This is a genomic window from Spirillospora sp. NPDC052242, from assembly GCF_040679555.1.
Classification (GTDB): Bacteria; Actinomycetota; Actinomycetes; order Streptosporangiales; family Streptosporangiaceae; genus Spirillospora.
The window spans coordinates 81,385-94,457 of sequence record NZ_JBFAUZ010000001.1 but is presented as its reverse complement, the minus strand read 5'-3'; the positions used below and the strand labels follow the sequence as shown (position 1 = coordinate 94,457).

General features: G+C 73.0%; 17 protein-coding genes and 1 tRNA gene. 12 read left to right on the top strand and 6 right to left on the bottom strand.

Annotated features, from left to right (window positions below; all coding sequences use genetic code 11):
- The 3 genes from AB0L25_RS00520 to AB0L25_RS00510 all read right to left on the bottom strand — a co-directional run bounded on the left by AB0L25_RS00520 (position 1) and on the right by AB0L25_RS00510 (position 2,562).
- Positions 1-522 carry a gluconokinase gene (locus tag AB0L25_RS00520; RefSeq protein ID WP_500167115.1) on the bottom strand — a complete coding sequence of 174 codons (522 nt, stop codon included), beginning with the start codon at positions 520-522 and terminating at the stop codon, positions 1-3.
- 3 nt (positions 523-525) lie between these two features.
- Complete coding sequence (locus AB0L25_RS00515) at positions 526-1,107, bottom strand: isochorismatase family protein (protein ID WP_500167113.1); 582 nt, start codon at positions 1,105-1,107, stop codon at positions 526-528.
- Between the two features lie 93 nt (positions 1,108-1,200).
- Positions 1,201-2,562 (bottom strand): nicotinate phosphoribosyltransferase, encoded by a 1,362-nt coding sequence (locus tag AB0L25_RS00510; RefSeq protein ID WP_500167111.1) that lies wholly within the window; start codon positions 2,560-2,562, stop codon positions 1,201-1,203.
- Positions 2,563-2,648: 86 nt separating this feature from the next.
- Between AB0L25_RS00510 and clpS the strand changes: the two genes are divergently transcribed.
- The 11 genes from clpS (at position 2,649) to rdgB (ending at position 9,786) form a co-directional block, all read left to right on the top strand.
- Positions 2,649-2,945 (top strand): ATP-dependent Clp protease adapter ClpS, encoded by a 297-nt coding sequence (gene clpS / locus AB0L25_RS00505; RefSeq protein WP_500167600.1) that lies wholly within the window; start codon positions 2,649-2,651, stop codon positions 2,943-2,945.
- Positions 2,945-3,523: a DUF2017 domain-containing protein gene (locus AB0L25_RS00500; protein WP_500167109.1), complete on the top strand. Its 579-nt coding sequence runs from the start codon at positions 2,945-2,947 to the stop codon at positions 3,521-3,523. The genes clpS and AB0L25_RS00500 overlap by 1 nt, the downstream gene beginning before the upstream one ends.
- Positions 3,524-3,598: 75 nt before the next feature.
- Positions 3,599-4,042 (top strand): M67 family metallopeptidase, encoded by a 444-nt coding sequence (locus tag AB0L25_RS00495; RefSeq protein ID WP_500167107.1) that lies wholly within the window; start codon positions 3,599-3,601, stop codon positions 4,040-4,042.
- A gap of 45 nt (positions 4,043-4,087) precedes the next feature.
- A complete protein-coding gene (locus AB0L25_RS00490; RefSeq protein ID WP_267898570.1) occupies positions 4,088-4,216 on the top strand; it encodes a hypothetical protein in 129 nt (42 codons plus the stop codon).
- 85 nt (positions 4,217-4,301) lie between these two features.
- A complete protein-coding gene (locus tag AB0L25_RS00485) occupies positions 4,302-4,574 on the top strand; it encodes a MoaD/ThiS family protein (protein WP_500167104.1) in 273 nt (90 codons plus the stop codon).
- Between the two features lie 33 nt (positions 4,575-4,607).
- Positions 4,608-5,555: a PLP-dependent cysteine synthase family protein gene (locus AB0L25_RS00480; protein WP_500167102.1), complete on the top strand. Its 948-nt coding sequence runs from the start codon at positions 4,608-4,610 to the stop codon at positions 5,553-5,555.
- Positions 5,556-5,748: 193 nt separating this feature from the next.
- The gene (locus tag AB0L25_RS00475; protein ID WP_500167100.1) at positions 5,749-6,552 is read left to right on the top strand and encodes a thioesterase family protein; all 804 of its coding nucleotides are present in this window, start codon (positions 5,749-5,751) and stop codon (positions 6,550-6,552) included.
- Between the two features lie 139 nt (positions 6,553-6,691).
- On the top strand, positions 6,692-7,594 hold the full coding sequence (gene murI, locus AB0L25_RS00470; RefSeq protein ID WP_500167098.1) for a glutamate racemase: 903 nt from the start codon (positions 6,692-6,694) through the stop codon (positions 7,592-7,594).
- Positions 7,595-7,633: 39 nt separating this feature from the next.
- On the top strand, positions 7,634-8,383 hold the full coding sequence (locus AB0L25_RS00465) for an MBL fold metallo-hydrolase (protein ID WP_500167096.1): 750 nt from the start codon (positions 7,634-7,636) through the stop codon (positions 8,381-8,383).
- 66 nt (positions 8,384-8,449) lie between these two features.
- Positions 8,450-9,169 (top strand): ribonuclease PH, encoded by a 720-nt coding sequence (rph, locus tag AB0L25_RS00460; protein WP_500167094.1) that lies wholly within the window; start codon positions 8,450-8,452, stop codon positions 9,167-9,169.
- Positions 9,166-9,786 carry an RdgB/HAM1 family non-canonical purine NTP pyrophosphatase gene (gene rdgB, locus AB0L25_RS00455; protein ID WP_500167092.1) on the top strand — a complete coding sequence of 207 codons (621 nt, stop codon included), beginning with the start codon at positions 9,166-9,168 and terminating at the stop codon, positions 9,784-9,786. The genes rph and rdgB overlap by 4 nt, the downstream gene beginning before the upstream one ends.
- A gap of 15 nt (positions 9,787-9,801) precedes the next feature.
- Here the strand turns inward: rdgB and AB0L25_RS00450 are convergent, their stop codons facing one another.
- The 3 genes from AB0L25_RS00450 to AB0L25_RS00440 form a co-directional block, all read right to left on the bottom strand.
- Positions 9,802-10,731 (bottom strand): anti-sigma factor RsbA family regulatory protein, encoded by a 930-nt coding sequence (locus AB0L25_RS00450; protein WP_500167090.1) that lies wholly within the window; start codon positions 10,729-10,731, stop codon positions 9,802-9,804.
- Positions 10,731-11,618, bottom strand: coding sequence for an MEDS domain-containing protein (locus AB0L25_RS00445; RefSeq protein WP_500167088.1), 888 nt, complete (start codon positions 11,616-11,618; stop codon positions 10,731-10,733). The genes AB0L25_RS00450 and AB0L25_RS00445 overlap by 1 nt, the downstream gene beginning before the upstream one ends.
- Before the next feature lie 110 nt (positions 11,619-11,728).
- Entirely contained in the window at positions 11,729-12,718 is a 990-nt protein-coding gene (locus AB0L25_RS00440) for an anti-sigma factor RsbA family regulatory protein (protein WP_500167086.1), read from the bottom strand.
- Between the two features lie 240 nt (positions 12,719-12,958).
- Here AB0L25_RS00440 and AB0L25_RS00435 point away from each other — a divergent pair.
- Positions 12,959-13,043, top strand: a tRNA-Leu gene (locus tag AB0L25_RS00435).
- Positions 13,044-13,073: the final 30 nt, after the last annotated feature.

Below are 13,073 nucleotides of genomic sequence, written 5' to 3'. Positions count from 1 at the left end.
TCAGCGGCCGACGGCGGCCCGGATGCGGTCGACGAGCGCTTCGGGCGCCTCGTCGGCGGGGACGGTGAGGACGTCCTCGTCGGGGCCGGGGCGCTCGTAGTCGGCGAACTGGCTGTCGAGCAGGTCGGCCTTGAAGAAGTGGCCCTTGCGTTCGCGCATCCGTGCGGCGATCGTGTCGCGGTCGCCGTCCAGGAGGACGAGCCGGACCTGGTCGGAGCGGCCCTCGAGGAGGATGCCGCGGTAGGCGCGCTTGAGGGCGGAGCAGGTGACGACGCCCGGTTCGCCCGCGCGGATGCGCCCGTCCATCCAGGTGCCGATGGCGCGCAGCCACGGCATGCGGTCGGCGTCGGTGAGGGGGACGCCGGAGCGCATCTTGGCGATGTTCTCGGGGGAGTGGAAGTCGTCGGCCTCGGCGTAGTCCCAGCCGAGGCGTTCGGCGAGCAGCGTGCCGACGGTCGTCTTGCCGCTGCCGGACACGCCGCCGATCAGGATGATCTCGGGGGGCTTCACGTCATTGGTCACGGTTCAGGATCTCACCACCGGGGCGCCGGAGAGCGCGACGCCCTCCCGCGCGAGTTCGTCGAGGGCGCGGTCGGTGGTCGCGCGGGCGACCCCGGCCGTCAGGTCGAGCAGGACGGTCGTGCGCAGGCCGCCGCGGGCGGCGTCGACGGCGGTGGCGCGGACGCAGTGGTCGGTGGCGATGCCGACGATGTGGACGGTGTCGACGCCGTGGGCGGTGAGCCAGTCGGCGAGCGGGACGTCGTCGTCGGTGGCGCCCTCGAAGCCGCTGTAGGCGGCCGTCTCGCGGCCCTTGCTGAACACGGCCTCGATGTCGGCGAGCGCGAGGTTCTCGTGGAAGTCGGCGCCGGGGGTGCCGATGACGCAGTGCGGCGGCCAGGTGTCGACGTAGTCGGGTTCGGCGGAGAAGTGCGCGCCCGGGTCGAGGTGGAAGTCGCGGGTGGCGACGACGTGCGCGTATTCGGGGCGGTTGGCCGACAGGTGCCCGGAGATGGCCGTGGCGACGTCCGCGCCGCCGGCGACGGCCAGCGAGCCGCCCTCGCAGAAGTCGTTCTGCACGTCCACGATGATCAGAGCCTTCTTGCCCATGACCGCTCCCGTTTCGGTTCCGCGGGGTCCACCCCGACGTTTCCCCGACACCTTGGACGCTATCCCAGTCCGCGGCGTGGAGGAACCGGCCGGTCAGGGGCGCGGGCCGCCGTCGATGAACTCGGTGGGCAGCGCGGGCTCGCCGCGGGACAGCTGGAGTGCCGTCGCGGGCAGTTCCGCGACCGCGCGGGCGTGCCGGTCGCGGGCGTCCCGCAGCGGTTCGCGCCCGACGATCTCGCCGTCCCGGACGAGCGGGACCTGCAGGACGCGGTCGCGTGGGCCGGGCGCGGGCTCCCCGGTGGTGATCGTCTCGGCGTAGGCGGTGCCGTGCGGGTCGACGCGCCGGACGGCGGCCTTGCGCCCGCCGCGGCTGGGCTTGCCGGTCGACCGCTTGGCGACCGGGCGCATCGGCGCGCCGGGGTCCGGCCCGTCGGCGCGGGCGACGAGCTTGTAGACGAGCGAGGCGGTGGGCGCGCCGGACCCGGTGACGAGGGACGTGCCGACGCCGTAGCCGTCGACGGGCGCGGCGGCGAGGGCGGCGATGCCGTACTCGTCCAGGTCGCCGGTGACGACGATGCGGGTGTCGCGGGCGTCGAGGGAGTCGAGCTGGTCGCGGACGCGGCGGGCCATGACCGCGAGGTCGCCGGAGTCGATGCGGACGGCGCCGAGCGCGGGCCCGGCGAGTTCGACGGCGGTGCGGACGGCGCGTTCGACGTCGTACGTGTCGACGAGGAGGGTCGTGGATTCGCCCAGGGACGCGAGCTGTGCTTGGAACGCGTGGCGTTCGCTGTCGTGCAGGAGCGTGAACGAGTGCGCGCTCGTCCCCGCCGTGGGCACACCGTAAAGCCGTCCGGCTTCGAGGTTCGATGTGGTGGCGAAACCCGAGATGTAGGCTGCGCGCGCCGACGCGACGGCCGCGTTTTCGTGTGCGCGCCGCGAGCCCATCTCGATGAGGGGGCGGCCCTGCGCGGCCTGCACCATCCGGGACGCGGCGGACGCGATGGCGCAGTCGTGGTTGAGGATCGACAGCACGACGGTCTCGAGCAGGACGGCCTCGGCGAACGTCCCCTCGACCCGCAGGATCGGCGAGTCCGGGAAGTAGCACTCGCCTTCGGGGTATCCCCAGACGTTCCCGGTGAAGCGGTACTTCTCCAGCCATTGCGCCGTGGGTTCGTCGACGACGCCGTTCGCGGTGAGCCAGTCCAGCTCGTCCGTCCCGAAGCGGAACGCCTCGATCGCGTCGAGGAGGCGCCCGGTCCCGGCGACGACGCCGTAGCGGCGCCCGGCCGGGAGGCTGCGCGCGAACACCTCGAACACGGCGGGCCGGTCGGCCGTCCCGCTGCGCAGCGCCGCCTGGAGCATGGTCAGCTCGTACCGGTCGGTCAGCAGCGCGGTGCCGCCCGTTCCTTCACCTGTGTGCACAGGTGGCAGCCTAAGCCCCGGTGCGGGCACCATGGACCTGGAGGCCGGTGCACCTAGCATCGGATGCGAGGGCGGCACGATCTCGCGGGCGAGAGGGGGAGACGCAGGCCATGAGCGCCATGAGCACGGCGCCCGCACCGGTCGAGCTGGAGCGGCCGGACGTCGAGGAGGAGTCGCGCGCCGACCGGCCCTGGCTGGCGATCGTCTGGAACGACCCGATCAACCTCATGTCGTACGTCACATACGTGTTCCAGACCGTGTTCGGCTACGCGAAGCCCAAGGCGGAGAAACTGATGCTGGACGTCCACCACAAGGGACGGGCCGTCGTGGCCAAGGGCACCCGCGAGGAGATGGAGCGGGACGTCGAGATTCTGCACTCCTACGGGCTGTGGGCGACCGTGAAGCGGGACGACTGATGGCGGACGTCCGCCGGACGCGGGCCGGCGTGCGGGTGCGGCTGGCGGCCGAGGAGTCGGGGCTGCTGACCTCGCTGATGGAGCAGATGCTCGCGCTGATCGAGGGCTCGCCGGACGCGGGCGGCGCGCCCGGCGCGGGCGGGCCGGACGATCCGCTGGCGTCCATCGGCATCGCCGAGAAGGCGGAGAAGCCCGACGATCCGGTGCTCGCGCGGCTGTTCCCCGACGCGTACGGCGATCCGGGCGCCGCGGCGGGCCGCGAGGAGGCCGAGGCCGCCGACGACTTCCGCCGCTACACCGAGATGGGGCTGCGGGACGGCAAGCGCGACGCGGCCGCGACGGTGCTGAAGACCCTCCCCGACGGGGGCGGCAGCGCGCTGCTGGACGACGAGCAGGCGCAGGTGTGGCTGCGGGCGCTGAACGACGTCCGGCTGGCGCTGGGCACCCGGCTGGAGATCAGCGAGGAGTGGTACGACGAGGCCGTGCGCCTCGATCGGGACGATCCGCGCGCGCCGCTGTTCGCGGCGTACGACTGGCTCACGATGCTGCAGGAGAGCCTCGTCCAGGCGCTGTGGTGACGGGCGCGGCGGTGGGTTGTCCACAGTGCGGACTCGGCGGGGAGCGCGGACGTCCGTCCGGGTAGCCTTCGGGACATGCTGACGATCGAGCGTTCCCTGGTCGACAGGATCGTCGCGCACGCGCGCGCCGACCACCCCGACGAGGCCTGCGGGGTCATCGCCGGCCCGATCGGGTCCGACCGTCCCGTCCGGTTCGTCCAGATGGTCAATGCCGAGCGCTCGCCGACGTTCTACCGGTTCGACTCCCAGGAGCAGCTGAAGGTGTGGCGGGAGATGGACGACCGCGACGAGGAGCCGGTGGTGATCTACCACTCGCACACGGCCACGGAGGCCTACCCGTCGCGCACCGACATCTCGTACGCGCAGGAGCCGAACGCGCACTACGTCCTCGTCTCCACCCGCGAGGAGGACGACGTGGAGTTCCGCTCGTACCGGATCCTGGACGGCGAGGTGACCGAGGAGGAGGTCGTGATCGTCGACTCCTACCCGGACTCCCGCCCGGACTCCGCGCAGGTGTGACGGGCGCTACGGAGAGCGATGGTCGGGACAGGTAAAGTGGGCGTCATGTGGACGAGCGGGAGCAGAACGGGCGCGCGGCGCCGCGTCCCGCCCGCCGTGGTGCCCCCCGTGCAGAGCTTCCTGTTCGGGCACTCGCGCGCCGAAGTCGTCTACGACTGTTCGCCGACGCGCTGATCCTCACCTGGAATTCCCGCGTTCCCCGCCCTGTTGCAACGGCTTGGGCGGGGAGCCCCCGTACGACCAAAAGGAGATCATCGCGATGGCGATCGAGGTCCGGATCCCGACGATCCTGCGCAATCTCACCGACGGCGCCAAGTCCGTGGAGGGCAAGGGCGGCACGCTGGACGAACTGTTCACCGATTTGGACTCGCGGCACGAGGGGCTGCGCGCCCGCCTGGTGGACGACAAGGGCCTGCGCAAGTTCGTGAACGTCTACCTCAACGACGAGGACGTGCGCTTCCTCGGCGGGCTGGAGACCGCGGTCTCCGACGGCGACAGCGTCACCATCCTCCCGGCCGTCGCCGGCGGCTGACCCGGCCGGACGACTACGGAGACGACGAACGACATGCGTTTCGAGTCGCTGCTGGACTCGGTCGGCGGCACGCCGCTGGTCGGGCTGCCGCGCCTGTCGCCGAGCGAGGACGTCCGGATCTGGGCGAAGCTCGAGGACCGCAACCCGACCGGTTCGGTGAAGGACCGGCCCGCCTTCTACATGATCGACAAGGCGGAGAAGGACGGGCTGCTGACGCCGGGCTGCACGATCCTGGAGCCGACATCGGGCAACACCGGCATTTCGCTCGCCATGGTCGCGAAGCTGCGCGGCTACCGGATGGTGTGCGTGATGCCGGAGAACACCTCGGCGGAGCGGCGGCAACTGCTGGAGATGTGGGGCGCGGAGATCATCTCCTCGCCCGCGGCGGGCGGGTCGAACGAGGCTGTCCGCGTCGCGAAGGGCCTGGCCGAGGAGCACCCGGACTGGGTGATGCTCTACCAGTACGGCAACGAGGCGAACGCGCTCGCGCACTACGAGACGACCGGCCCGGAGATCCTCGCCGACCTGCCGACCGTGACGCACTTCGTCGCGGGCCTCGGCACCACCGGCACGCTGATGGGCGTCGGCCGCTACCTGCGCGAGCAGGTGCCCGACGTGAAGATCGTCGCGGCGGAGCCCCGGTACGGGGAGCTGGTGTACGGGCTGCGCAACATCGACGAGGGGTTCATCCCCGAGCTGTACGACGACTCGGTGCTGACGACGCGGTTCTCGGTGGGCTCGGCGGACGCGCTGCGCCGCACCCGCGAGCTGCTGGAGCAGGAGGGCATCTTCGCCGGGATCTCGACCGGCGGGGCGCTGCACGCCGCGGTCGGGATGGCGCGCAAGGCCGTCAAGGCCGGGGAGCGGGCCGACATCGTGTTCATCGTGGCCGACGGCGGGTGGAAGTACCTGTCGACGGGCGCGTACGGCGGCACGCTGGAGGAGGCCGAGGCGGCCCTGGAGGGCCAGCTCTGGGCCTGAGGCCGGCTCTGGGTTGAGCCCGGGCCGGTTCGGGGTGAAATGTGCCCGGGGCCGGTTCTCGGCCGCGCCGTGTCAGTGGCGTGATGCTACTCATATGGGCGGTCCGCCCGGCGGACGGTAGGGTTCGGTTCCGAATATGGTTCTAGAATCCGGCCGGGCGGGCGCCCGCCGCGCGGTGGAGCAGGGAGTGCAGATGAGCGTGTTCGCGGACGCCACCGCGGTGCGGAAGGTCGACGAGGGCCGCTACGCGGTCGACGTCCACCCCGGCTACTGCATCGGCGCGGCGCCCAACGGCGGCTACCTGATGGCGCTGCTCGGCCGCGCCGCCGTGGACGCCTCCCCGCACGCGCACCCGGTCTCGACCGCGACGAACTTCCTGCGCGTCGCCAAGGCCGGCGCCCCCGCGGAGATCGTCGTCGAGCCGCGCAAGGAGGGCCGCACCGCGGCGACGTCCCTGGTCAGCCTCGTCCAGGACGGCAAGCGCATCGTGGACGCGCTCGTCACCACCGGCACCCTGGAGCCCGGCGCCGACCCCGACTGGGTCGGCGACCCGCCCGCCGTGCCGCTCCCGCCCCTGGAGGACTGCACCGGCGCCCGTCCGCCCGGCGACAAGAACGGCTTCGCCGACCACGTCGACATGCGGTTCGACCGCACCACGATGGGCTGGCTCGACGGCAACCCCAGCGGCCGTCCCGAGGTCCGCGCCTGGTTCCGGCTGCCCGACGGGCACGAGCCCGACCCGTTCGTCCTCGCGCTGGCCGTGGACGCGCTGCCGCCCGTCTCGCTCAACCTCGGCGCGAACGGCTGGGCCCCGACCGTCGAGCTCACCTGGCACATGCGGGCCGTCCCCGCTCCCGGCTGGCTCGCCCTGCACGGGTCCGGACGGCTGCTGACCGGCGGCTGGTTCGACGAGGAGGTCGAGGTGTGGGACTCGGCGGGCCGGCTGGTCGCGCAGAGCCGGCAGATCGCGCGCGTCCCCAAGGGCGGCTTCAAGTAGCCCTGGAATTTCCCGCGTGTTGCGCCTGAGATTTCCAGGAGAACGGACGCGGCCCCATGAGCGGGTGTGTTTTCCGCCGGGTGGCGGTGTGATGTCCAACGCATGACGTACCTGTGGGTCCGTACGTCGCCTAGCCTTGATGACCATGTCAGATGCCGGTTCGCCGAGCGGGGACGACCCCTCGCTCCTCCCGGCGGAGGCGCCTCCGGATCCGCTCGGGGAGTTTCCGCTGGACGCCCCGATCGGGGTCTTCGACAGCGGGTTCGGCGGTCTCACCGTGGCCCGCGCGATCCTCGACCAGCTCCCGAACGAGCCGATCGTCTACCTGGGCGACTCGGCCCGCCAGCCGTACGGGCCGCGGCCGATCGCCGAGGTCCGCGCGTTCGCGCTGGAGATGCTCGACAGCCTCGTCGACGAGGGCGTGAAGATGCTGGTGATCGCCTGCAACAGCGCCAGCTCGGCGATGCTGCGCGACGCCCGCGAGCGCTACGACGTCCCGGTCGTCGAGGTGATCAACCCGGCGACCCGGCGCGCCGCCCGCGCCACCCGCAACGGACGCGTCGGGCTGATCGCGACCCGCGCCACCGTGCAGAGCCGCGCCTACGAGGACTCGTTCGCCGCGGCCCCGCACATCGAGCTCGTCAGCGCCGCCTGCCCGCGCTTCGTCGAGTTCGTCGAGGCGGGAGTGACGGCCGGGGACGGGCTGCTGGACGCGGCGCGCGAGTACCTGAAGCCCATCGTGGACGCCGGATGTGACACCCTCATCCTCGGCTGCACGCATTACCCCCTTCTTGCCGGCGTCATCTCGTATGTCGTCGGTGACGGGGTCACACTGGTCTCAAGCGCCGACGAGACCGCCAAGGACGTGTACCGAGTGCTCCACGACCGGGGACTGGCCCGCGCCGAGGGGACGCCCCCGCCGCGGCACCGCTTCCGGGTGACCGGCGACCCCGAGGTGTTCGCCGAGCTTGGGCGCCGGTTCCTCGGACCGGAGATCGGCACGGTCGAGAGCGACCTCGGTCGGGCCCTGACCACCGGATGACCACCTGATTCCTCGGGGGACGCAGAAGGAGGAGTGAGCGTGCGGGTCACTGTGATCGGCTGCTCCGGCAGTTACCCTGGGCCGGACAGTCCCGCGTCCAGTTATCTCGTCGAGGCCGAGGGCTTCGCCATGATCCTCGATCTCGGCAACGGTGCGCTCGGCTCGCTGCAGCGCTTCCACTCCCTGTACGAGATCGACGCCGTGTGCATCTCGCACCTGCACGCCGACCACTGCCTCGACCTGTGCGGGTACTGGGTGGCGCGGACGTACCGGCCGAGCGGCCCGCCGCCGCGCATCCCGGTGCACGGGCCCGAGGGCACGGCCGCCCGCATGGCCCGCGCCTACGACCTCGACCCCGACCCCGGGATGTCCGAGACGTTCGACTTCCGGACCCTGCGGCGCGGCCCGTTCGAGATCGGCCCGTTCCGGGTGACGACCGCGCTGATGCCGCACCCCGTCGAGGCGTACGCGTTCCGCATCGAGCACGACGGCAAGGCGCTCGCCTACTCGGGCGACACCGGGCCGTCCGACACGCTCGTCGACCTGGCCAGGGACGCCGACCTGTTCCTGTGCGAGGCGTCCTTCCTGGAGGGCCCGGCGCTGCCGTCCGAGCTGCACCTGACCGCCCGCGAGGCCGCCGAGCACGCCGCGCGCGCCGATGTGGGACGGCTCGTCCTCACCCACCTCGTCCCGTGGAACGACGCGGACGTGTCGCTCAAGGAGGCCAAGTCGGGCGGCTACGGCGGGGAGATCGAGCTGGCGCAGGTCGGCACCCGCTACGACTTGTGAGACGGACGCGCCCCGGGCGGCGGGCGCACCGCGGTGCGGTCCCGGGACGGCGTTAGGGTGGTGCGCATGTCTCGCCCCGATGATCGCGCGCCCGACAGCCTCCGTCCCGTCCGCCTGCAGCGCGGCTGGCTCGACCACGCGGAGGGCTCGGTGCTCGTCGAGTTCGGCGGCACCCGGGTGCTGTGCGCGGCGTCCGTCGAGGACTCGGTGCCCCGGTGGCGGCGCGACAGCGGCCTCGGCTGGGTCACCGCCGAGTACGCGATGCTGCCCCGCGCCACCAACACCCGCAACGACCGCGAGGCCGTCAAGGGCAAGATCGGCGGCCGCACCCACGAGATCTCCCGGCTGATCGGCCGGTCCATCCGGGCCTGCATCGACTACAAGGCGCTCGGCGAGAACACGGTGCGGCTCGACTGCGACGTCCTGCAGGCCGACGGCGGCACCCGCACCGCCGCGATCACCGGCGCGTACGTCGCGCTGGCGGACGCGGTGAGCTGGATGCGCGAGCGCGGCCTCGTCAAGCGCGACCCGTTCACCACCTCGATCGCGGCGGTCAGCGTCGGCGTCGTGCACGGCGAGGCGCGGCTCGACCTCTGCTACGAGGAGGACTCGGCCGCCGAGACCGACATGAACGTCGTCTGCACCGGCGAGGGCAAGTTCGTCGAGGTGCAGGGCACCGCCGAGGGCGCCCCGTTCGACCGCGCCGAACTCGACGCGCTGCTCGACCTCGCGGCGGGCGGCTGCGCCGAGCTGACCCGCCTGCAGATGGAGGCGCTCGGCCGATGACCCGGATCGTCCTCGCCACCCGCAACCAGGGCAAGATCGCCGAACTGCACCGCATCCTCGAAGGCATCGACGTCGCGGGCCTCGCCGAGTTCCCGGACGCGCCGGACGTCCCCGAGACGGAGCCGACGTTCGAGGGCAACGCGCTGCTGAAGGCCCGCGCGATCTGCGCGCACACCGGCCTGCCCGCCGTCGCCGACGACTCCGGCCTGTGCGTGGACGAGCTGAACGGCATGCCCGGGGTCCTGTCGGCCCGCTGGTCGGGCCGCTTCGGCGACGCGTCCGGCGACAAGGACGCGGCGAACCTGCGGCTCGTCCTCGACCAGCTCGCCGACACCCCGGACGAGCGGCGCGGCGGGGCGTTCGTGTGCGCGGCGGCGCTCGTCCTGCCCGGCGGCGTCGAGCACTGCGTCGAGGGCCGGATGCGCGGGACGGTCGCGCGCGCCCCGCGCGGCACCGGCGGGTTCGGCTACGACCCGGTGTTCGTCCCGGAGGGCGAGACCCGCACGACGGCGGAGCTGTCGCCGGAGGAGAAGGACGCGATCAGCCACCGCGGCCGCGCGTTCCGCGCCCTCGCCGACATCCTCCCCGACGCCCTGGCCGCCGCCGGCCTCACCTGACCGCCCCCCCGGGCGCTAGGGGGCCCGGCGGGTGTGGATCCGGACGAACGTGCCGTCCCACCCGGTGCGCAGCTCCATCAGGTCGACCAGCAGGCGGACGGTCCACAGGCCGAAGCCCGGCTGGAGTGCGGTGTCGGGCGGGATGAACCCGGTCAGGGAGCTGGGCGCCGGGCGCCAGCAGCCGTGGTCGCCGACCTCGCAGACCAGGTCGTCGCCGTCGGCCCACATGCGCAGGCCCGCCGGGGGCGTGCCGTGCTGGAGGGCGTTCGCGGCGAGCTCGTTCACGGCGGTGACGAGGTTCAGCGTGCGGGTGCGGCCGAGGCCGTGCGCGGCGGCGCGGCGCTCGACGAACGTGCGGAGCGCGTGCAGGTCGGCGCCGTCGATGACCATGTGGTCGGCGCCGGCGGGACGGGCGAAGCCGCGGGCCCGGTCGCATTCGGCGCCGAACGCCTCGGGCCGCACGTACTCGTCGTTGGACACCGAACGGCCGTCCCGCAGGACGATCGGGTGCGTGCGGCGCGCCTGCCGGACGACCTCGGCGGGCAGGGACGTCCCGTCGTAGGGGCACAGCGCGCGCGCCCCGGAGCCGCCGAACACGACGTTGATCAGGGATTCGTAGCGGATCCACTCGCGGGTCTGCCGCTCGTCCCAGCCGTCCCACACCGGTTCGGCCAGGGCGCACACGCTGCGCGGGGCGCTGGCCTTCACGATCTCCTGGTAGTCGCGCAGGGTGTGGACGGGGTGCCGGTAGAAGTCCGCGGAGTCCCGGAAGGTGATCGCGTCGCCGTGCTCGGCGAGCGTGTCGCGCAGCGCCGTCAGATGGGGTTCGCGCGCCACGGCGACGACCGCCTGGCCGGCCTCCAGCCCCGCCTCCAGGAACGGGACGGTGACCTCCAGGTAGTCGTCGGGGCCCGCGTACACGAACGCCCTGTGCTCCAGCGTCATCAGGCGAGGTCCTCCGTCTCGGGCACCCGGTCGCGGCCGCGGGCCAGGCCCGGCAGCCGGTGCCAGCCGACCATCTCGATCACGTTCTCGACTTCGGGCTGCAGCCCGTCCAGGATCAGCGCGTCGTCGCCGTCGAGGGCCACGGCGTGCCGCACCAGCAGGTGCAGGCCGCGCAGGTCGATGAAGCGGAGCCGGGACACGTCCAGGTGGACGCCGCGGTGCCGCCCGTCCGGCCCGACGCTGACCCGCGCGAGCCTGTCCTCGAACGCCTTGTGCCGCGCGGCGTCCAGTTCGCCCTCGATGCGCAGGCCGTCCGGTGCGAAGGTGCGGACGATCCGCAGGACGTTGTCCTCGTACTCGGGGTCGACCTCGACGAGGACCTCGTGGGTGTCGCGGAGCGCGGCGAGCTGGTCGGGCGGGCAGGAGCGCCGGTCGATCTGGCACACCGCCATCGCCATGGTGCTGGGCGAGACGGCGTCGCCGACGCGGTGCTCGCAGCCCAGGACGCCGGGGAGGTCGGCGACGCCGGGATCGTTCAGCAGCCAGCTGTAGTCGGTGGTGAGGCGGACGGCGCGGAAGCCCTGCCCGAACGCGGACTCCACCTCGCCGGCGATCGTGTCGAGCATCATCGCGGGTTCGAAGCCGCCGCCGCGGTTGAGGCACGCGTCGCGCCGCGAGATCACCCGCAGCTGGCCGGTCCGCTGGAAGGTCGCCGCGTCGACGCCGGCGCCGAGCCCGGGCAGCCGGTCGGCGGGCGCGTCGGTGACGTAGACGACCTTCTCGTTCGTCGCCAGCCCCTCGCGCACGAACGGGCCGATCACCCGGTCGCGCTCCTCGAAGCCGGTGTAGGCCAGCCAGCCGTGGTCGCCCGGCCGTATCTCGCTCACGTGTCGCTTGGCGAACCAGGGTGTTTCCATGGCCTGCCCATCGAGGTCGTCGTGGATGGGTCCAGAGTACGCCGTCCGGCGGCTTTTGGAAGCTCGTTGCACGGACTCCATCACCCTCCGTCGCCCGCGCCGTGCGGGGGGTCGGGCAGGGCCAGGCGCAACCGCACCACGGTCCCCGCCGGTCCCGTCCGGATCTGGACGAGCGAGCACAGCAGCCGCACGGCCCACAGCCCGAACCGTCCGCAGGCGCCCGCCTCGGACCGGCGCGGCGGGACGAGCCCGAACCCGGCGTCCGGCGGCCAGCGGCCCCCGTCGGCGACCTCGCACACGAACGCCGGGTCGCCGTGCGCGTCGTCGGCCGGGTCCGTCCACAGGCGCAGCATGATGGGCGGTGCGCCGTGCCGTTCCGCGTTCGTGACGACCTCGGTGACGGCGACCAGGAGCCGCTGCAGGTCGTCGTCGGGCAGCGGGGTGCGGCGCGCGTATTCGGCGACGTAGGCGCGCAGCCAGTACAGGTCCGGACGGTCGATCTTGAGTTCGTCCGCGTGGGCGGGCGGCGGCGGCAGCGGGTCGCGGTCGCACCGCGCGTTGAACGCGCCGGGGTCGACGTACCCGGGGTTGGGCACGGCGCGCTCGCCCCGGACGGTCTCGGGGTGCGTCCGGCGGCCCGCCGCGACGACGCCGGGCGGGAGCGTCGCGGCGTACGGGCACATGATCGCGGCGCCGGTCTCGCGGAACGCGATGTTGAGGATCGCCTCGACCCGCTGCCATTCGAGGACCTCCAGCGGCCGCCGCCGGGCCCACACCGGCTCGCCGAGCAGCCGCAGCCGCCGCCCCTCGCCGTCCAGGGCCTCGGCGTCGCTGAGGCAGTCGGCGAGGGTCCGCGAGGGGTGCGCGTACCAGCGGGCCGCGTCGTTGAACTCGATCGCCCCGGCGTCCGCGCCGAGGGCGTCGCGCAGCAGCACCTCGAGTCCGAGCCCGCAGACGACCTGGACGCGGTCGCCCGCCTCCAGCCCCTCGCCGAGGAACGGGACGGCGCCGGCGAGGAACTCGTTCACCCCGTCGTACGGCAGTACGCGATGAGTGAAGGTCGCGCTCACGGCGCCCCCAGCGAGTTGTCGATCACGGCGTCACCGTCCGCACGCGGATCGCGGCGCAGCGCACGGACACCTCAAGAGTAGGACGCCCGGCCCGTCCGCGCAGGCCCCCTTTTTCAAAACCCCGGACGGCGGCGCGGCCCCGCGGCCCCCGGGCCCGCCGCGGAGCACGCGGGAAGAAACCCGATGTCGGTGTGATCGGCCGAGCCGCTAAGCTGAGCGCGCCCCCTCGCGGGGGCGCGCGCGGGCGTGGCGAAACCTGGTATACGCGGCAGGTTTAGGTCCTGTTGGTGGCGACACCGTGGGGGTTCGAATCCCCCCGCCCGCACCCGGAATCCCCCTCGGCTCCGGCCGCGAC